Annotated in this window: 16 protein-coding genes; 6 read left to right on the top strand and 10 right to left on the bottom strand. The window is 63.9% G+C overall.

The window, feature by feature from the left end; translation table 11 throughout:
* From M2395_RS27470 to M2395_RS27455, 4 genes are all read right to left on the bottom strand, one after another.
* Entirely contained in the window at positions 1–837 is an 837-nt protein-coding gene (locus M2395_RS27470) for an ABC transporter permease (protein ID WP_047283525.1), read from the bottom strand.
* Between the two features lie 10 nt (positions 838–847).
* The gene (locus M2395_RS27465) at positions 848–1,960 is read right to left on the bottom strand and encodes an ABC transporter substrate-binding protein (RefSeq protein WP_015633809.1); all 1,113 of its coding nucleotides are present in this window, start codon (positions 1,958–1,960) and stop codon (positions 848–850) included.
* An 85-nt stretch (positions 1,961–2,045) separates the two neighbouring features.
* Positions 2,046–3,137, bottom strand: coding sequence for an ABC transporter ATP-binding protein (locus M2395_RS27460; protein WP_053148571.1), 1,092 nt, complete (start codon positions 3,135–3,137; stop codon positions 2,046–2,048).
* A 149-nt stretch (positions 3,138–3,286) separates the two neighbouring features.
* Positions 3,287–4,204, bottom strand: a complete 918-nt coding sequence (locus tag M2395_RS27455) for a LysR substrate-binding domain-containing protein (RefSeq protein ID WP_011058712.1) — start codon at positions 4,202–4,204, stop codon at positions 3,287–3,289.
* 283 nt (positions 4,205–4,487) lie between these two features.
* On the opposite strand from M2395_RS27455, the gene M2395_RS27450 reads away from it, so the two are divergent.
* Positions 4,488–6,071 (top strand): peptidase M20, encoded by a 1,584-nt coding sequence (locus M2395_RS27450; protein WP_053148574.1) that lies wholly within the window; start codon positions 4,488–4,490, stop codon positions 6,069–6,071.
* 285 nt (positions 6,072–6,356) lie between these two features.
* Here M2395_RS27450 and M2395_RS27445 read toward each other — a convergent pair whose 3' ends face one another.
* The 5 genes from M2395_RS27445 to M2395_RS27425 form a co-directional block, all read right to left on the bottom strand.
* Positions 6,357–7,565: a methyltransferase gene (locus M2395_RS27445; protein ID WP_077934982.1), complete on the bottom strand. Its 1,209-nt coding sequence runs from the start codon at positions 7,563–7,565 to the stop codon at positions 6,357–6,359.
* A 49-nt stretch (positions 7,566–7,614) separates the two neighbouring features.
* A complete protein-coding gene (locus M2395_RS27440; protein WP_072452116.1) occupies positions 7,615–8,304 on the bottom strand; it encodes an ABC transporter permease in 690 nt (229 codons plus the stop codon).
* A complete protein-coding gene (locus M2395_RS27435; RefSeq protein ID WP_011058717.1) occupies positions 8,304–8,996 on the bottom strand; it encodes an ABC transporter permease in 693 nt (230 codons plus the stop codon). Before M2395_RS27435 ends, M2395_RS27440 begins: the two co-directional genes overlap by 1 nt.
* 65 nt (positions 8,997–9,061) lie before the next feature.
* The gene (locus M2395_RS27430; RefSeq protein ID WP_011058718.1) at positions 9,062–9,814 is read right to left on the bottom strand and encodes an ABC transporter substrate-binding protein; all 753 of its coding nucleotides are present in this window, start codon (positions 9,812–9,814) and stop codon (positions 9,062–9,064) included.
* 13 nt (positions 9,815–9,827) lie between these two features.
* Positions 9,828–10,601 (bottom strand): ABC transporter ATP-binding protein, encoded by a 774-nt coding sequence (locus M2395_RS27425; RefSeq protein ID WP_011058719.1) that lies wholly within the window; start codon positions 10,599–10,601, stop codon positions 9,828–9,830.
* A gap of 565 nt (positions 10,602–11,166) precedes the next feature.
* On the opposite strand from M2395_RS27425, the gene gabP reads away from it, so the two are divergent.
* The 3 genes from gabP (at position 11,167) to M2395_RS27410 (ending at position 15,455) form a co-directional block, all read left to right on the top strand.
* Positions 11,167–12,558, top strand: a complete 1,392-nt coding sequence (gabP, locus tag M2395_RS27420; RefSeq protein WP_011058720.1) for a GABA permease — start codon at positions 11,167–11,169, stop codon at positions 12,556–12,558.
* A 187-nt stretch (positions 12,559–12,745) separates the two neighbouring features.
* Positions 12,746–14,776 (top strand): DKNYY domain-containing protein, encoded by a 2,031-nt coding sequence (locus tag M2395_RS27415; protein ID WP_123431225.1) that lies wholly within the window; start codon positions 12,746–12,748, stop codon positions 14,774–14,776.
* 358 nt (positions 14,777–15,134) lie between these two features.
* On the top strand, positions 15,135–15,455 hold the full coding sequence (locus M2395_RS27410; RefSeq protein ID WP_011058722.1) for a hypothetical protein: 321 nt from the start codon (positions 15,135–15,137) through the stop codon (positions 15,453–15,455).
* 82 nt (positions 15,456–15,537) lie between these two features.
* On the opposite strand, the gene M2395_RS27405 is transcribed toward M2395_RS27410, so the two are convergent.
* Entirely contained in the window at positions 15,538–15,948 is a 411-nt protein-coding gene (locus M2395_RS27405) for a hypothetical protein (protein ID WP_011058723.1), read from the bottom strand.
* 259 nt (positions 15,949–16,207) lie between these two features.
* Between M2395_RS27405 and M2395_RS27400 the strand changes: the two genes are divergently transcribed.
* Complete coding sequence (locus M2395_RS27400; protein WP_041115262.1) at positions 16,208–16,933, top strand: IclR family transcriptional regulator; 726 nt, start codon at positions 16,208–16,210, stop codon at positions 16,931–16,933.
* Between the two features lie 18 nt (positions 16,934–16,951).
* Positions 16,952–17,890 carry a formimidoylglutamase gene (gene hutG / locus M2395_RS27395; protein ID WP_123431224.1) on the top strand — a complete coding sequence of 313 codons (939 nt, stop codon included), beginning with the start codon at positions 16,952–16,954 and terminating at the stop codon, positions 17,888–17,890.
* The last annotated feature ends 41 nt before the right edge of the window (positions 17,891–17,931 follow it).

The raw sequence follows: 17,931 nt of genomic DNA, 5'->3' as shown, positions 1-17,931 counted from the left end.
TCAACCCACCAGTCGATTGACACGGGTGATGCGCATCAGCAGCCAGATCAGCGCGCTGACCAGGGTCAGCAGCACCAGGCTCAGGGCCGCGCCCAGGCCCCAGTTGCTGGTCTGGAACATCTGCAGGAACACGTATTCGGCAATCATCACCGTCTGCCCGCCACCCAGCAGCACCGGGGTGATGAAGAAGCCCAGGCAGAACACGAAGACCATGATGAAGGCCCCCAGCAGCCCCGGCAGGGTCTGCGGCAGCAGCACCTGCCAGAAGGTGCGCAGGGCGCCGGCCCCCAGGCCGCGTGAGGCCAGCAGCACCCGTTGATCCAGCTGGCGCATGCTCGACAGTAGCGGGAACAGGGCATAGGGGATCATGAAGTGCAGCATGCCGATCACCACCCCCAGTTCGTTGCGGGTCAGTTGCAAGGGGTGATCGATCCAGCCCAGGGACAGCAGGCTGTCGTTGACCACGCCGTTGCTGCGCAGGGCGATCAGCCAGCCGAAGGCCCGCACCAGCACCGAGATCCAGAACGGGATGAACACGCAGATCTCCACCATGCGTTGCCAGAACGGCGGGCTGAACACCCAGCAGTAGGCCAGCAGGTAGCCGATCACCAGGGCCAAGAGGCTCACGGTCAGGCACAGGCGCAGGGTGCGCAGGAGCATGTCGTGGATCGCCGGGTCGGTTGCGATGCGCTGGTACTGCCCCAAGCCCGTCTCCGGCAGGGTGAAGCTCCAGCTCACCACGCCGAAGAACGGCAACAGGTAGAACACCACCAGTAGCAGCGGCAGCGGGAACAGCAGCAGGCTGCGTTCCAGGCGTGCGGTTCGGGTTGCACTCATGGTCGGCGGCTCATTTGGACAGGTGGGTCAGGTACTGCTCCAGGGTGCTGGAGTAGTGGTCGGCGTACCACTGGGTGTCGAGGAAGATCTGCTTCTTCATGTTGGCTTCGGAGGCGCAGTTGATCTCCCGCTGTTCGGCGCTCATCAGTTGCTGGGTGGCGGCGTTGGACGGGCCGTTGCCCAGGGCCTCGAACAGCTTCAGTTGCCCGGCCGGCTGCAAGGCGTGCTGGATGAACTGCATGGCCGGTGCGGTGCCCGCGGGGTTGTCCTTGAGCACGCCCCAGCTGCTGGCGTTGAGGAAGGCATGGTCGAAGCCCCACTTGATGCGGCCGCCGCTGTCTTCGTGGAGCAGGGTGGCGCGGGTGTGCCAGATGGCGCCCATGGAGGCTTCGCCTTCGATCATCAACTGCTGGCTTTCCGCACCCGAGCCCCAGAACGACAGGACATGGGGCTTGAGCTCATCGATCTTGCGCAAGGCGCGAGGCACGTCCAGCGGGTACAACTGCTCGGCGGCCACGCCATCGGCCAGCAGCGCGGCTTCGAGCATGCCGTTCATCCACTTGTAGAGGGTGCGCTTGCCGGGGAATTTCTCCACGTTCCAGAAATCCGCCCAGTCCTTGGGGCCGTTGTCGCCGAACTTCTGGCTGTCCCAGGCGATCACGTAGCTGAACAGGTAGCCGGCGATGCCGTGCTCGTGGGACAGCGACGGCGCCACCAGGTCCCGCTGCACCACGCTGTAGTCCAGGGGTTGCAGGACCTTGTCGCGGCCCAGGGTCATGGCGCTGTAGCTGTCCACGTCGACCACGTCCCAGCTCGGCCGGCCGCTGGCCAGCTGCGAACGGATGGCCCCTTCGGTGGGGCCGGCGCCGTCGATGCGCACCGGGATGCCGGTGCTCTTGGTGAAGCTGTCGGTCCAGGCGCTGCGAAAGGCATTGAGTGCGTCGCCGCCCCAGTTGACCACCACCAGGGGCTTGTCGGCGGCCCAGCTGATACCGCTGCGCAATGCCAGGGGCACCGCCGCCAGCAGGCCCATGGCCTGGAGGAAGGTGCGGCGGCTGACCTGCCCGCCGCGGGCTTTTTCGATGAGGATTTCAATGCAGTCGCGTTGATGGTGCTGGCTCATGGGGCAAGTCCTCGCGAGGCCGGTGCAGGGCGCGCCGGCCGATTATTGTTATGGGAGAGCTGTGCGCGATGGGGGAGCGGCCGGCTCAGGCTTCCAGCAGGAAGCTGTGGCGTACCGGCCAGCTCAGCCACACCGGGGTGCCGCTGGGCAATCGGGCGCCGGGGTGGTCGCCGGGCACCGAGAGGTTCACCGGTGCCAGTTCCGGGCTGATGTTCAGCGCCAGGTGGGTGCTGGAGCCCTGGTACACCCGCTCGCCGAGGCTGGCGGGCAGCACGTTGTGCTCGCCGGCTTGCGGGCGCTCGGTGTGCAGGGTCATGTGTTCCGGGCGTACCGCCAGCAATTGCGGCTGGCTGCTGATTTCCCCGGACGTGGTGGCCTGCAGCGGGCTGTCGCCAAAGCGTCCGCTGGCCTGGCTGCCGTTGCGGGAAATGCCTTGCAGCGGGAACAGGTTCATCTTGCCCAGGAACTCGGCGACGAAGCGGTTGCGCGGGCGGTCGTAGATGGTTTCCGGGGTGTCGATCTGTGCCAGCCGCCCCTGGTTGAAGATGGCGATGCGGGTCGACAGCGCCAGGGCTTCACCCTGGTCATGGGTGACGAAGACGAAGCTGGTGCCGACCTGGCGATGAATGCGTTGCAGCTCGGTCTGCAGTTGCTCGCGCAGGTTCTTGTCCAGGGCCGAGAGCGGCTCGTCCAGCAGCAGCATGTCCGGCTCGAACACCAGGGCCCGGGCGATGGCGACGCGCTGTTGCTGGCCACCGGAAAGTTCGGATGGCTTCTTGTTCAGGTGGGCGCCCAGGCCCACCACTTCGAGGATGTGCTTGACCCGGCGCTGGCGCTCCTCGGCTTTCACGCCTCGGATGCGCAACGGGTAGGCGACGTTGTCGGCCACGCTCATGTGGGGAAACAGCGCGTAGCCCTGGAACACCATGCCGTAGTTGCGTTTTTCCGCCGGCCGCCGGCTGATGTCCACACCGCGCTCCAGCAGCTTGCCGGCGCTGGGGGTGAGGAAGCCCGCGAGGATCATCAACAGGGTGGTCTTGCCTGAGCCCGAGGGGCCGAGCAGGGTGAGGAATTCGCCTTGGCGAACGTCGAGGTCGATGCCGTCCAGGGCAGTGAAGTTGCCGTAGAACTGGCTGATTCCTTGGGCGCTGAGTTGAGTCGAGGGACTGCTGGACACTACGGAGATCTCCCGCAAAGCCGGCCTGCGCTATGGAATTTTTATTGTCGGAACAGCAGGCGGTCGGCTCATTATTGTGAAAAGCAACGCCACATCAATGGAATAATTTTTGTCTCATTGGTGAGTGAAATTTCCCAGTCGCGAGCGCCTCAGGGTTCGCCGGAGGGGGCGTCCGAGATGTGCTGGGCGCTGGTCTGCAACTGGTTCTTCAACCATGCGCTGAAGGCCTGGACCACCGAGCGCTCGGCCTTGGCCGGGTCGATCACCAGGAAGTAGCCGCGCAAGGCGCTGATGCTGATGTCGAACGGGCGCACCAGCAGGCCCCGGGCCAGGGCGTCGCCACTGAGCAGGTTGTCGCCAATCGCCACGCCCTGGGCGGCGATGCAGGCCGACTGGGCACAGTGCGCATCGGAGAAGGTGATGCCGCTGTCGGCGTTGACCTGACTGGCGCCCGCCGCTGCCAGCCAGACCCGCCAGTCGCTGGTGTCGCTCATGTGGATCAGCGGGAAGTCCTTGAGGTCCAGTGGGGTCTTCAGGCCGCCGATGGCGTTGATCAGGCGCGGGCTGCACACCGGCGAGAAGCGCAGGGTAACGATCTGCTCCACCAGCAGCCCCGGCCAGTCGCCGATGCCATAGGCGATGAACAGGTCGGCTTCGGCGTCGCTGGTGTCGTCCTGGGAGCGCGGGCTGACCACTTGCAACTGCACCTGGGGGTACTGGCGCAGGAAACCGTTGATGTGATTGCACAGCCAGAAACTGGCGAACCCCGGGTTGCAGCTGATGCGCAGTTTTCCGGACACCGACAGACCGTCGAAACGCCGCCCGGCGTCCTGGATGTCGGCCAGGATGCGCCGCACCTCCCGGGCATAGCACTGGCCCTGGTAGGTCAGGCCGATGCCGCGCCCAACCCGTTCGGTGAGGGCAAAACCCAGGCTCTGTTCCAGGCTGATGATCTGGTGGCTGATGGCGCTGCGGGTCAGGCTCAGTTGCTGGGCGGCAGCAGTGACGCTGCCCAGCCGGGCGACCGCGTCGAGGGCGCGCAGGGCGGTGATCGAGGGGTAGCGCATACAACCTCCGGGTCAAGGGAACCTGTGTTCGACGGCGTTCGTATTCCGCACATAGTGCGGCGCAGTATGGGCCGACCTCTCGGCAAACTGGTCAATTTACTTTGACATTGCCGCCTAAAAAATTCGATTGATGTAATCGGCGCTTCACCAATACTGAGCCTCGATCCGGCCTGTAGCCGACCGGACAAGCCTAATAACAACAAGAGGTCCCGCAGGCCGAGTGGGGGCGCTGTGGCGTCCTGGCGCCGGCCGGCCGGAACCTGGATAACCAGGAGTGCCGCGGATGTCCCGTTACAAAGAATTCGCCATGGATTGGGTTGAACGCCACCGCCAGCAACTGTCGGACTGGCACCAGATCATCTGGCATTACGCCGAGCCGGCCTTTCGTGAATACAAGTCCAGCGCCTGGTACGTGCAACTGCTGGAAGCCGAGGGCTTCACCGTCGAGCGCGCCAGCGGCGGCATGCCCACGGCCTTCTGCGCCACCTTCACCCAGGGCCAGGGACCGCTGCTGGCCACCTACGGCGAATACGACGCGGTGCCCGGCAACTGCCAGGCGGCCACTACGCGCAAGCAGCCGCGCGATGGCCTGTCGCGCTTCGCTCCTGGGCACACCGACCCGCACTCGGCCCTGGGCATCAGCGCCCTCGGCGGGGCCCTGGCGGCCAAGGCGACCATGGTGGAATTCGGCCTGCAGGGCAGCATCAGGTTCTTCGGCGAGCCGGCGGAAAAGCTTCGCGCCTCCAAGCCGGTCCACGCCGCCAAGGGCTACTACGATGACCTGGATGCCGCTATCAGTTTCCACCCCACCTACATGCTGCCGCTGAACAACACCACCACCTGGGACACCCACTGCGGCATCGCCTACGCCTACATCTACAGCTTTACCTGCGAGGATCCGCAGAACTGGATCGCCGCCGATCGCTACAGCCCGATCCCGCAGAACCATCTGGCGGCCCGGGCGCCGGGGGCCAATGACGCCCTGGTGCATTTCTACACCCTGAACGAAAGCCTGCGCCGTTCGACCCTGCCGTTCACCGGCCTGTGGAGCTACAACGAGGCGATTCTCACCGCCGGCCAGGCCACCGCGGACAACCTGCCGCCGCACCTGTCGCAGATCCAGTACCTGCTGCGCTGCGATTCCATCGAGCAGGCCGAGACCATCTCCCAGGTCATGGACAACAACGCCGCAGCGGCGGCCATGGCCACCGGCTGCCGCTGGAAAAAGACCTGGGTGTGCAAGTCCCGGGGCGGCCTGCCCAACCACGTCATGGCCCAGGCCACCTACGACAACCTGGCGGCGGTGGGCGCTCCACAGTGGGACGAAGAAGCCCGGGAGATCGCTCGGGAAATCCAGCGCAACCTTGGCCTCGAAGCCATGGAACGGCCATTTCTGCCGGCCACCGAAGCCTTGATCGAACCCCAGGAATGCGAGCGCCAGATGCGCCTGCAAATGCCCGTCTGGCAGAACTACCTGACCTCCGATGACTACCCGGAATACACCTGGCACTGCCCCACCGTGCGCCTGCTGGTGGCCCGGCCGATGCTCAGCGCGCCAGCTGGCACGGTCTATCCGGACTGGGTGTCCAACGCCCTGGGGGGCATTCGCCAGACCATCGACCCGATGATCGAAGTGGCGGCCAAGACCATTGCCGCGACCCTGGTGGACCTGCTGACCGACGAAGCCCTGTTGAGTGCGGCCAAGGCCGAGTTCGTGGAGCGCACCGGTGGCGGTATCGGCGGCACTCGCTGGCAGGCGCCACTGCTGCCCGAGGACTTCAAGGTGCCCCACGATTTCCGTTGGCCGGAGTACATCAGCACGGCCCGAGGCGAAGAGTGGTGGATCCCGGCGCGAGCGGACGAATAGCCCGCGGCAGGAGGTGACAGAGCCTGTGGAAACGGCCTGGACGAGAGGGCGTTATGCCCGTTCGTTCAGGTGTTTATGCACAACGGATGGGTTGCCAGGGCCTGGACGGGCCGGTTTTGTGGACCGTTTCTCATTCCTTGCGCAACTGGCTGTTTTTTCGACGGTTTATTTTGTGAACAAAAAATGACCAGCCTCTGTTTTTGGCTCCAGGCCAGGCTTTCATGGGCTTTCATTGAATTCCATCAACAGACTTATCCACAGGTCGCGACAGGCCGTCGCAGGCTCTCAACGCTCCGCCAGAAGCAGCAGATTGCGCGGGGTCAGGTGCGCAGGGCAGAAGGTGCCCAGGCGTACCTGGTAGCCCTGCTGTTGCAGAAACAATGCCCGGTCCAGCACCAGCCACAGTTCCAATGGCCGGCGGAACAGGCCGCGCAGCAGTTCCAGGTTGCGCACCTGGGCCAGGCGCTGCCAGCCGGCGGCTTCCAGGGCCGGCCAGTCTGGCTGGCCCACTGTGGATAACTCCTTGAGCGCGGCAAGGTCGCGGCAGTAGTCGGCGAAGGGCTTGTCCAGCCAGTGGCTGGGCAGCGACGGGGTAGACAGGTATTCATCGACCCCGCGCACTTGCCGCTGCAGCAGGTCGAAAGCCAGGCGGCGGGCCATGGAGCTGTCGCGCTGGCGCCGCACCCGGGCGCCGGCGGTGACGGTTTCGCTCATGGGCAGGGCCAGGTCCTCCAGGGACAGTTGCAGGTGTGATGCCTGGGCCGCTGTGGATAACCCCTGATAGTGGCTGGCGCTGGTGCGGTTGTAGCAACAAGGGGCAATGGCCAGTTGTTGGCAGCCGTTCTGGCTGGCCAGCTGGATCAGGCGCACATGCAGGTCGCCGCAGGCGTGCAGGGCCACTGGGGTGTGTCGGGCATCGAGGTGGCGGTCGGCGTCGGCGGCCAGTACATCCTGGTGCAGGTGCCGGGCAGGCAGGCCGTGGTGCTGGCTCAGCTGCGCGCCGCTGGTCACCAGCGCCGGATCGTATTCCAGGCAGGTCAGTTGTTGTCCGGGCTGCAGCAGGCGCCGCCCCAAGTGGCCCTTGCCCGAACACCAGTCGAGCCAGTGCTCGGTTGCCCGGGTGAAGTGCAGGCGGCCGGCGAAGGCTTCGATCTGCTGCCATTTGCGCCCGGGGACGTCGACACTGAGGCGCTGGCGCAGGGGCGGCAATGCCTGGCCGGGCCATTCGGCTACGGCAGACAGGGCCCCGGAGCGCGCGGCCAATTCGCCGAAGGGGGCGGGTGCCTGGAGGTGTTCCGGGTGGTTGTGGGCAGCCTCGGCGTCTTCCAGGGTGCGCTGGCGCAGCCACTGGGCGAGTTCCGGGTAGGAGGTTTCCCACGGCAGGTGCAGATGCTGGAACGGACGAGGCCGCCAGAGATCCTGGTGTTCAAGCAGGAAGCCGTCCAGGGCCTGGAAGCGATCGAGCAGCGCAGGGCCTTGGAGAATCGCAGGCATGGTCATGGCGTCCGGGGCAGGCCCGCTCCCTGGCGGGAGCGGGAGAAGATCAGCGTCCCTGGCAGGCGTCGACCCGCAGCCAGCGTTCCAGTTGGCGGAAGGCCTGGACCAGCATGAACGACATCAACAGGTAGAACACCCCGGCGGTGAAGAACATGTCCACCGTCAGGTAGTTGCGGGCGATGATGGTGCGCGCCATGCCGGTCAGTTCCAGCAGGGTCACGGTACTGGCCAGGGAGCTGGCCTTGAGCATCAGGATCACTTCGTTGCTGTAGGCCGGCAGGCCGATGCGCGCCGCCCGCGGCAGGATGATATAGAACAGCGCCTTGGGCCGGGACATGCCCAGGGCCCGCGCGGCTTCGATTTCACCGGGCGGAATGGCCTGGATCGCGCCACGCAGGATCTCGGCGATGTAGGCCGCGGTGTGCAGGGTCATCGTGGCGGTGGCGCACCAGAACGGGTCGCGCAGGTAGGGCCACATGAAGCTGTCGCGCACCGCATCGAACTGCGCCAGGCCGTAATACACCAGGAACAGCTGCACCAGCAGCGGCGTGCCGCGAAAGAAGAAGATGTAGGCGTAGGGCAGGGCGCGCACGTACCAGAGCTTGGACGAACGGGCGATGCCCAAGGGGATGGCCAGCAGCAAACCGAGAATCACGGCGATGCCCACCAACTCCAGGGTCAGCGTCGCGCCCTGGATGAACTTCGGCAGCCATTTGTAGATGACTTCCCATTCCATTACGTCGTCCTCACAAAGCCGCGGGCGGCGCGTTTTTCCAGGAAGTGCATGCCGGTCATGGCCAGCACGGTCAGGCCCAGGTACATGAAGGCCGCGACCATGAAGAAGGTGAAGGGATGCTTGGCGAAGGTCACGGCGTTCTGCGCGTGGCGCATGATTTCTTCAAGGCCGATCACCGACACCAGCGCGGTGTCCTTCATCAGGATCATGAACAGGTTGCCCAGGCCCGGCAGGGCGATGCGCCACATCTGCGGCAGGATCAGGCGGCTGAATATCCGAAACTTGGAAAGGCCCAGCGCGGTGCCGGCCTCGCGGTGGCCCTTGGGGATGGCCAGGATCGCGCCACGAAACACTTCAGTGGCATAGGCGCCAAAGCACAGCCCGAGGGCGATCACCCCGGCGAGAAACGGACTGAGGGCCAGATCGGGGTTGCCGAAATGCTCGCCCAGCGCGCTCATCATGTTCACCGTGCCGTAGTAGATCAGCAGCACCCACAGCAGTTCCGGGACGCCGCGCACGATGGTCGAATAGGTTTCGCCAAGCCAGCGCAGTGGCTTGTACGGGGAAGTCTTGGCCAAGGCGCCGAGCAGGCCGAGCACCAGTCCCAGGCATAACGCCGAGAGGGCCAGCTTGACGGTCATCAGCGCGCCGGCGGCGAGCGCCGGGCCGAATCCGTAGAGATCGATATTCATGGGGTCTGGATGGCTTTGCTAAGGACCGGCGCCCAGGGGGCGAGCGCCGGTCAGGCAAGTCAGTATCAATAGATGCTGAACGGGAAGTACTTGTCGTTGATCTTCTTGTAAGTGCCGTCGGCCACGATTTCTTTCAGGGCGGCGTTCAGCTTCTCGCGCAGTGGATCTTTCTTGCGCACGGCAATCCCGATCTTGTCGCTTTCCACCATAGGCTCGCCCTTGAACTCATAAGGCTTGCCCGCATCGCTCTTGAGCCATTCGTAGTTGACGTACTTGTCGGCCAGGATCGCGTCCAGGCGGCCGGACGTCAGGTCCAGGTAGGCGTTTTCCTGGGTGTCGTAGAGCTTGATGGTGATGTCGTCGCCCAGGTTGTCTTCCAGCCAGGTGCCGGCCAGGGTCGCCCGTTGCGCGCCGATGATCTTGCCCTTGAGCGAGGCCTTGTCGGTCTTGAAGTCGGTCTTGGCCTTGGGCGCGATGAACTGCAGCTTGTTGGAGTAGTACGGGTCGGTGAAGTCCACCGCCTGCTTGCGCTCATCGGTGATCGACAGCGAGGAGATCAGGAAGTCGAACTTCTTCGCGTTCAGGGCCGGGATGATGCCGTCCCAGTCGGAGGTGACCACGGTGCACTCGACTTTCATCTTGGCGCACAGGGCGTCGCCGATGTCCTTGTCGAAGCCCACGACCTGGCCGCTGGCGTCCTTGTTGTTGAACGGTGGGTAGGCTGCTTCGATGCCCATCTTCAGGGTCTCGGCGGCAGCGCTGGCGCTGAAGGCCAGGGTGACGGCAGCGGCCAGGAGGATTTTCTTATAGCTCTGCATGCGTGTAGCTCCGTTAGCGGTTGCTGGACATGAATTGTTTGCAGCGTGCCGAAAGCGGGTTCTCGAAGACCTGCTGTGGCGATCCTTGCTCTTCTACCAGACCCTGGTGCAGAAACACCACTTCGCTGGAGACCTGACGGGCAAAGCTCATTTCGTGGGTGACCAGCAGCATGGTGCGGCCTTCTTCGGCGAGGGCGCGGATCACGTTGAGGACTTCCTGGACCATTTCCGGGTCCAGGGCCGAGGTCGGCTCGTCGAACAGGATGACTTTGGGTTGCATCGCCAGGGTCCGGGCGATGGCGGCGCGCTGCTGCTGGCCGCCGGACAGCTGTGCCGGGTAGGCGTGGCGCTTGTCGGCGATGCCGACCTTGGCCAGCAGCGCCTCGGCCACTTCGATGGCCTCGGCCTTGCTCTGGCCCAGCACCCGGCGTGGCGCCTCGATGATGTTGTCGAGCACGCTCATGTGCGGCCAGAGATTGAAATTCTGGAAGACGAACCCGATTTCGCTGCGCAGGCGGTTGATCTGCTTGCCGTCGGCGGCTACCAGCTCGCCGTTTTTCGCGGCCTTGAGCTTGAGCTCTTCGCCGGCTACCAGGATCTGGCCCTGGTGCGGGTTTTCCAGCAGGTTGATGCAACGCAGGAAAGTGGACTTGCCGGAGCCGGAGGAACCCAGGATCGATATCACGTCACCGTCGCGTGCGGTCAGCGAGATACCCTTGAGTACCTCCTGAGTGCCGTAGCGTTTGTGCAAGTTGCGGATTTCAAGCGCGGGCGTGGCCTCAGCCATGTGCGGTCCTCATTGAGTTCATTGTGCTCCTGCTGTTGGGCGGCCTTCCTGGCGAGGCGCCAAGCTAGCATAGGGTTCCAAGCGCAGCCAACAGCGCTACCGGAGGTAAACAGACGGTGTGTGGCAGGTTGTCGCATCAGCACAGAAGACTGTCGCCCCATCAACAACCGAACGCCTGTTTGAACCCTGGATCCGCCTGAAATCCGGTAGGTGTCGCGTAAAAAAAGGCGCGATGGTGCCAGCTTTGGCCGGGTGTTGGAAGGGTTAACGGGCCAAAGGTCATGGATCTGCACTCTAATCGCTCATCGGCTGCTTTTCGGGTGTGTTTTTGGTGCGCCATTTCGTCCTGCAAGTGAGTCGGCCGGTAACGAAATGGCGAAATGCCATTGTTCTCAATGACTTGGGATTTCCATCGGTCGGCTCGCCAACCCTTGTTGCCCGGGGTTCTGTAACATTTTGGCGCAATTCTTGCGTGCGATATAAAGAACGCCCTGTTGGATTCTTTTTACGAGAACGAATGCAGACCGGGTGGAGTTACTCTTTTTTCGTTGCAAAGGTGCTTTTCATGAGCGGTACGCAACTCTCCAATGACCTCGAACAGGGGCTCAAACCGCGGCATGTGACCATGCTGTCGATTGCCGGCGTGATCGGCGCAGGCCTCTTCGTCGGCTCCGGCCACGCCATTGCCGAAGCCGGCCCCGCCGTGCTGCTGGCCTATGCTGCCGCCGGCACCCTGGTGGTGCTGGTGATGCGCATGCTGGCGGAAATGGCCGTGGCTTCGCCGGACACCGGATCGTTCTCCACCTACGCGGACCGCGCCATCGGCCACTGGGCCGGTTTCACCATCGGTTGGCTGTACTGGTGGTTCTGGGTGCTGGTGATTCCCCTGGAAGCCAACGCTGCCGCGACCATCCTGCATGCCTGGTTCCCCAACGTGGCGATCTGGGTCTTCACTCTGGTGATCACCCTGCTGCTGACCGCCACCAACCTGTTCAGCGTGAAGAACTACGGTGAGTTCGAGTTCTGGTTCGCCCTGATCAAGGTGGTAGCCATCATCGGCTTCGTGATCCTCGGCCTCGCCGCCATCTGCGGCCTGCTCCCCAACAGCCAGGTCAGCGGCGTATCGCATCTGGTGGACACCCAGGGCTTCATGCCCAACGGCATGGGCGCGGTACTGGCCGCCATGCTGACCACCATGTTCTCCTTCATGGGCACCGAGATCGTCACCATCGCCGCGGCGGAATCCCACAACCCGGGCAAGCAGATCTCCAAGGCCACCAATTCGGTGATCTGGCGGATCGGCCTGTTCTACCTGGTATCGATCTTTATCGTTGTGGCCCTGGTGCCGTGGAACGACCCGAGCCTGGCCCAGGTCGGCTCCTACCAGACCGTGCTCGACCGCATGGGCATCCCCAATGCCAAGCTGATCGTTGACCTGGTGGTGCTGGTGGCCGTGACCAGTTGCCTGAACTCGGCGCTCTACACTGCCTCGCGCATGCTGTTCTCCCTGGGCAAGCGTGGCGATGCCCCGGCCGCCGCCAAGCGCACCAACGCCAGCGGCACGCCTTACTGGGCGGTGATCCTGTCCACCGCTGCGGCCTTCCTCGCGGTGTTCGCCAACTATGTCGCTCCGGCGGCGGTGTTCGAATTCCTCCTGGCCAGCTCCGGCGCCATCGCCTTGCTGGTGTACCTGGTGATTGCCGTCTCGCAACTGCGCATGCGCCACAAGCGCATGGCTGCCGGCGAGAAGATCGCCTTCCGCATGTGGCTGTTCCCGGGCCTGACTTACGCTGTGATCGTGTTCATCGTCGCGGTGCTGGGCATCATGCTGTTCCAGGAAGAGCACCGGGTGGAGATCCTCGCCACTGGCCTGCTGAGTGTCATCGTCATCGCTGCCGGCCTGATGGTGGCCCGTCGGCGCAAGGCCGAGCGCAATGGTGCCCTGGCACTGAACTGACGGTTTGCTCCGCTCTTTATGAAAAGGCCGCGCTCAGAAATGACCGCGGCCTTTTTCATGTCCGGATGCAACTTGGGGGGGGCTGCTGGTGGCGGGCAGAGGCTCGCTCGCGGCCTGGCGACGGGGCGCTTTACCCACCCGGGGCGCCTGCTGATAATCCGCCACTCGGTTAGCTTGGGATGCAGCGATGAAAGACCTGGATATGGATGATGCCGAGTGGGAACTGCTCGACCTCGAATGGCATCAAGGGTTCGCCTTCGTGGAAGGGGCCCTGTTGGTGGAGGAGCGAGCCCGGGACGTCTACCTCATGCTGCAGCGTGAAGGGCGGACCCCGGCTGAGCAGGCTTGCCAGGCCGCGACCGAGCAATTCCCGGCTTCCCCCCTGGTAGAGGGCGAGCCGCTCTGGCGACATCGTGTTCATCGGCACCTGCTGCGTGATGCGCGGGCCGATTATTATGCGTTGCCCCGTTACTTCGCGCGTTATGGCTACCACCCGTTGCAAGCCTTGCCGGTGCGTGTGTGTCGGGGCTTGCAGAGCCTGGGCCATGACCATTGGCGTGATCAGTGCCGTGCCTACTTCTGTCATGACTACGGGCAGGAGGTGATCGACGGCGCGCAGCCTGAGCGCCTGGCGCTTGTGCACCCGGTGCCAGAAAACTGGTCTGCGGGGTCGGTGCTGTTCAGTGACGGGGACAAGGTCTTCCTCGGCGCCCGAGCGATCGCCAGCGCGGAGCAGCAGGTACGCGGTACCAACCATCCGGCTTATCAAGTGATCAGCGGCCAAGTCTGCCGGGGCGGCGTTGTGCTGCATCAGAAGGACGGTTCGCCGTTGCCGATTGCCAATCCGGATGGCTTCCAGATGCTGGCCTGGCGCTGGGGTACGGATGGGCATTCGGTGATCGTCCAGGCGCAGCAGGGCTCGAGCATCGCCTATGAGTATTTCTACCGCATCGACAACGTCGATCTGGCGACTTTCAGCGTGCTCAACGAGCGCTACGCCAAGGACGCACGGCGGGCTTATTACCTGACCGGAAAAACCCTGCGCTATGTCGGTGACTTCCGCCTGCTGAACCGTGTTCAGTCGGTGTTCGATGCCGGTGGCCGGATCTTGAGCCAGAGTGAAGCGGCGGACCCGTACTTTGCCGTGGACGATCAGTTCGTCTACTGCAATGGCACCCGCCTGCGTGGTGCCGATGGCCCGAGTTTCCGTCACCTGGGATTCGATTACTACGCTGACCGGCATCGCGTCTACCGGCGCAGCAAGCCGCTGGACGTGGATGTAGAGAGTTTTGTAGTGGCCCAGCTGGAGCGTGGCGAAGGCAACTATTCGCCGTTGCTGGTGGGTGACAGGCACGGCCCGCTCGGTTCGGATGGGGTGATCGATGACACCATGCTGCAAGAGTGGTCGGCGTACTTCGAGGCGCATCCGCAGTTGCAAGATTATTGGTGGCATCGCTTGCAGGCACCATCGGCGTCAACAGCCCAGGCCTTGCGTTCCATCGGCTCCGGGTTCGAGCTGGGGAGCCAGGTGCACTTCCATGGCCGCCCCATCAATGGTCTGGATGCCGGCAGTTTCAAGCTGCTGGACACACACCTGTGTGGCGACGCCAATGGCTTGTATCTGATCCCCTTTCATCGCGCCGAGACCCGGGTGCCGGAGCGATTCTCTTCGGCCTGCGCCGATCATTACCGTGCCCTGGGCGGCCCGTACCTGACCGATGGCCAGAGGGTTTTTTGCCACAGTGTCTTTTATCAGGTGCCCGAGCCTATGGCCAAAGCGGATCTGGCCAGCTTCGAGTCATGCGGGCATGGCTGGGCCCGGGACAAGGGGGCGGTGTACTACTACGGCGCAAGAAAGAAGCCCCTCGACCCGGCGCACACTCGCGTCATGGGCAGCTACGCCTTCACCGCGACACTGATGTTTGCTGCCGGCAAACCGCTGGAGGTTGAATTCAGCCCGGAGGAAGTGATGGTTCCTCATCCGGACTTTCTGCAATTGGGCACGCGCAAGCTGTTCTGTGGCCGGCGGCCGGTGAGTGCCAAGCGCATCGACCTGGCCAGCCTGGAGTTTGTCGCGGACCGCTATGCTCGCGACAAACAGCGTTTCTACCAGTACGACGGCTACGCGACACTCAGCGAAATCAGCGCCGAGCAGTACCACCAGGCACTGAAGAAGGCCCCGGCAGGGGACGCTGGCTCTGAGAGTTTGGCGTTCTGAAAGGCAAAAAAGGCTGCCGTCAGCATTGACGGTGGCCTTTTTGCTGGATTTGTGACTTGTTACATGGCGTTTCATGGACAGCCCGCTGGCGAAATAGTAGCCTGCGCGCTCTTCGATAAGAGCTCTTGCGTGCCAGCGTGAGAGGAGCTATGGAATAGCGCTGTATTGCAAGGGATTGAATGCTTGTCGGGGCCCTGAATCCGCCTTCTGCCTCTGTCCCTTGTTCCCTGCGTAGCCGCCATGGTTCCTGAGTGTCAGCGCCTGCCTGACAGTCCCGGTTCGAAGAACGAGCATTCAGGGTTCAATGGTGATCGCCCGGCCATTGGTCCCTTAAAGAAAGGGCGGCAAGGAGACGCGCATGGCGTTCACTAAAATCATCTTCAAAAACCCGAACACCGGAGCCATCAAGGAAGCGCCAGTTGGTTTCTCCTGGACCGTGTTCTTCTTCGGCTTCATCCCGGCACTGTTCCGCGCCGACTGGAAATGGGCTGCCATCATGTTCCTGCTGGCCATGTTCACCTTCGGCCTGAGCAACCTGGTGTTCATGTTCATCTACAACAAGCTGTATGTACGCGACCTGATCGGTGCAGGCTTCAAGGCCCAGTCCATCGCCAGCGGCGACCTGAACTTCGCCAGCTCGCGCATCGGCATGGAAATCCCTCGGCTGGAAGCTGCCTGAGCATCACGCCAGGCTGTTTAGCTGAAACGGAAAAGGGCGCATTCATTGCTGAATGCGCCCTTTTTTCATGCCCGGAAGAAACTCAGCCTTCGGCGCTGAACAGTGCCTGGGATGCGGCCATGTAGTCGGCCTGGAAGGCCTCGGACTCGATCCAGGCCAGGGCCGTGGCCTCGTCGGCCTCGGTGGACCAGTTACGGTATTCGATCAGCGCCGCAAGGATGAAGTCCGTGGCGCCCTGTTCGCCCTCCTGCTCATAGACCAGTTCCAGCAGCGGGTCCGAGAGGAAGACCGTGCACAGCGCCTGCTGGCTGGTTTTCTCGGCGTCGCGCATCTTCACGAACAGCTCGGTCAGGTCCACCGATTCGAAGTCGATGCGGCTGTCGTTGGGGTCCAGTTCCAGCTCCGAGGTCGGTGCAGTGCGCTTGGCGCGGTTCTGCTTGGCCTTGGCCTTTGCCCGGGCGGCACGTTTGTGTTGTTTGTCGATCGATGCCATGGGCGTCTTACCTTGTTGCGCAAAGGGGCGGCGCTCGCGGATTCGGGGCGAACGGCCGGTCAGGCGGGAAAGGATGCCAGCAAATCGCTGCGCTGGCACCCGCCAAGGCCTCAAGGCGGGTACCGACGATCCTGCATGGGCCGAGGTCCATTGCGGCGCAGCACCTGTGCCAAAGGTTTTTTGCAGCCTTTTCCCACTGCCTGGGAATCTGATTTCATTTGCCGGGAAACTCCATGCACCATGGCTGCAAGAGGCCGCTATGCACTACCACACGCCCACTGACCGTCTGCTGCAAATACTCGTGGCCCTGGGGCAATCCCCGGAGGCCATGTCTGCCAAGGAGCTGTCGCTGAACCTGCAGCAGCCCCTGAGCAGCACCTATCGCCACCTCAAGACCCTGCTGCGCTGGGGGCTGGCCCAGGACAATGGCCAGGGCCGTTACCTGCCCGGGCCTGCTTGCCTGCAACTGGCGAAGAAGTTCGACCGCGAAGGCCTGCTGGTGACCCTGGCCAAGCCGGAGCTCAACCGTCTGGCCGAACTCAGCCAGGAAAGCGTCGCGCTGATGGTGCCAAGCAACGGGCAGGCGATCTGCATCGAGCTGGTGGACAGCCCGCAGCCCTTGCGCTGCTGCTACCAGAAGGGCCTGGCGCAGCCGCTGCTGCTGGGCGCCTCGGCCAAGGTGTTGCTGGCCTACATGGAGCCTGAGCTGTGCTTGTCGATCCTGCGCCAGCAGGGCGTCGAGGAGGCGGATTTCGCCGCGCACCTGGACAGCTACGGGGCCATTCGCGCCGCCGGGCATGCGGTGAGCCTGAGCGAGATCGATCTGGGCATCTGGGGTGTCAGCGCGCCCTTGCTGGACAGCCGTGACCGCTTGCAAGGCGCCATCAGCCTCATGGCCCCGGCGTTCCGCGCCGAACAGCGCAGTGACCGGCTGATCCGCTGGACCCGCGAAGCGGCCCAGCGCCTGAGCGCCCGACTGGATTGAATTGACTGGAGCAAGACCATGATCAGCACCGCCCCCATGCACCTGTGGCAGGGTCGTATCGACCTGGCCGAAGGCCTTGCCGCCCGGCGCTGGCACCAGTGGGTGCAGCCCTGGGCCGAACAGCAGCTGGCGGGTATCGCCTTGCTCGGGCTGGCCTGTGACGAGGGGGTCAAGCGCAACCAGGGGCGCACCGGTGCCAGCCAGGGCCCGGCAGCCTTGCGCGCGGCCCTGGCCAACCTGGCCTGGCACGGCACCGGCCCGCTGTACGACGCAGGGGACGTGACCTGCACCGACCACCACCTGGAAAGCGCCCAGCAACGCTACGCCGAGCGCCTCGGCCTGTTGCTCGAACAGGGGCACCTGGCCCTGGGGCTGGGCGGTGGTCATGAAATCGCCTTTGCCAGCTTCAGTGGCCTGGCCGATCACCTGCGCCGCCAACAGCCCTGCCCGCGCATCGGCATTCTCAATTTCGATGCCCACTTCGATCTGCGCCATGCGCCGCAAAGCAGCTCCGGTACGCCGTTCCGGCAGATCGCCGAGTACTGCCGGCAGGCCGGCATGCCTTTCGAGTATTGCTGCCTGGGGGTCAGCGAGTTGAGCAACACCCAGGCGCTGTTCGAGCAAGCCCGGGAGCTCGATGTGCGCTACCTGCTGGACCGGCAGATGCAGGGCTGGAACCTGCCGGCAGTCGAGGCCTGCCTGGACGCTTTTCTCGACGGTATCGACGTGCTCTACATGACCCTGTGCCTGGATGTGCTGCCGGCCAGCCAGGCTCCCGGCGTCAGCGCGCCCTCGGCCCACGGGGTGGATGTACAGGTGGTCGAGCACCTGGTACGCCGTGCTCGGGCCAGCGGCAAATTGCGCGTGGCCGACATTGCCGAACTCAATCCCGGGCTCGACCAGGACCAGCGCACCGCCCGTGTGGCCGCGCGTCTGCTGGCCAGCCTGATTCACTGAGGGGCATGCCCCTCGCCGCGCAACACCACAATGACAAGAAG

It is taken from the genome of Pseudomonas sp. BIGb0176, from assembly GCF_024810175.1.
Lineage (GTDB): Bacteria > Pseudomonadota > Gammaproteobacteria > Pseudomonadales > Pseudomonadaceae > Aquipseudomonas > Aquipseudomonas protegens.
Note: the sequence above shows the minus strand (reverse complement) of the source record. Positions and strands in the feature narration are given on the sequence as shown.

Excerpts from the sequence above, each read along its gene's own strand:
- M2395_RS27470 (WP_047283525.1), bottom strand. The coding sequence starts at position 837 with ATGAGTGCAACCCGAACCGCACGCCTGGAACGCAGCCTGCTGCTGTTC.
- M2395_RS27465 (WP_015633809.1), bottom strand. The coding sequence starts at position 1,960 with ATGAGCCAGCACCATCAACGCGACTGCATTGAAATCCTCATCGAAAAA.
- M2395_RS27455 (WP_011058712.1), bottom strand. The coding sequence starts at position 4,204 with ATGCGCTACCCCTCGATCACCGCCCTGCGCGCCCTCGACGCGGTCGCC.
- M2395_RS27450 (WP_053148574.1), top strand. The coding sequence starts at position 4,488 with ATGTCCCGTTACAAAGAATTCGCCATGGATTGGGTTGAACGCCACCGC.
- M2395_RS27445 (WP_077934982.1), bottom strand. The coding sequence starts at position 7,565 with ATGCCTGCGATTCTCCAAGGCCCTGCGCTGCTCGATCGCTTCCAGGCC.
- M2395_RS27440 (WP_072452116.1), bottom strand. The coding sequence starts at position 8,304 with ATGGAATGGGAAGTCATCTACAAATGGCTGCCGAAGTTCATCCAGGGC.
- M2395_RS27435 (WP_011058717.1), bottom strand. The coding sequence starts at position 8,996 with ATGAATATCGATCTCTACGGATTCGGCCCGGCGCTCGCCGCCGGCGCG.
- M2395_RS27430 (WP_011058718.1), bottom strand. The coding sequence starts at position 9,814 with ATGCAGAGCTATAAGAAAATCCTCCTGGCCGCTGCCGTCACCCTGGCC.
- M2395_RS27425 (WP_011058719.1), bottom strand. The coding sequence starts at position 10,601 with ATGGCTGAGGCCACGCCCGCGCTTGAAATCCGCAACTTGCACAAACGC.
- gabP (WP_011058720.1), top strand. The coding sequence starts at position 11,167 with ATGAGCGGTACGCAACTCTCCAATGACCTCGAACAGGGGCTCAAACCG.
- M2395_RS27415 (WP_123431225.1), top strand. The coding sequence starts at position 12,746 with ATGAAAGACCTGGATATGGATGATGCCGAGTGGGAACTGCTCGACCTC.
- M2395_RS27410 (WP_011058722.1), top strand. The coding sequence starts at position 15,135 with ATGGCGTTCACTAAAATCATCTTCAAAAACCCGAACACCGGAGCCATC.
- M2395_RS27405 (WP_011058723.1), bottom strand. The coding sequence starts at position 15,948 with ATGGCATCGATCGACAAACAACACAAACGTGCCGCCCGGGCAAAGGCC.
- M2395_RS27400 (WP_041115262.1), top strand. The coding sequence starts at position 16,208 with ATGCACTACCACACGCCCACTGACCGTCTGCTGCAAATACTCGTGGCC.
- hutG (WP_123431224.1), top strand. The coding sequence starts at position 16,952 with ATGATCAGCACCGCCCCCATGCACCTGTGGCAGGGTCGTATCGACCTG.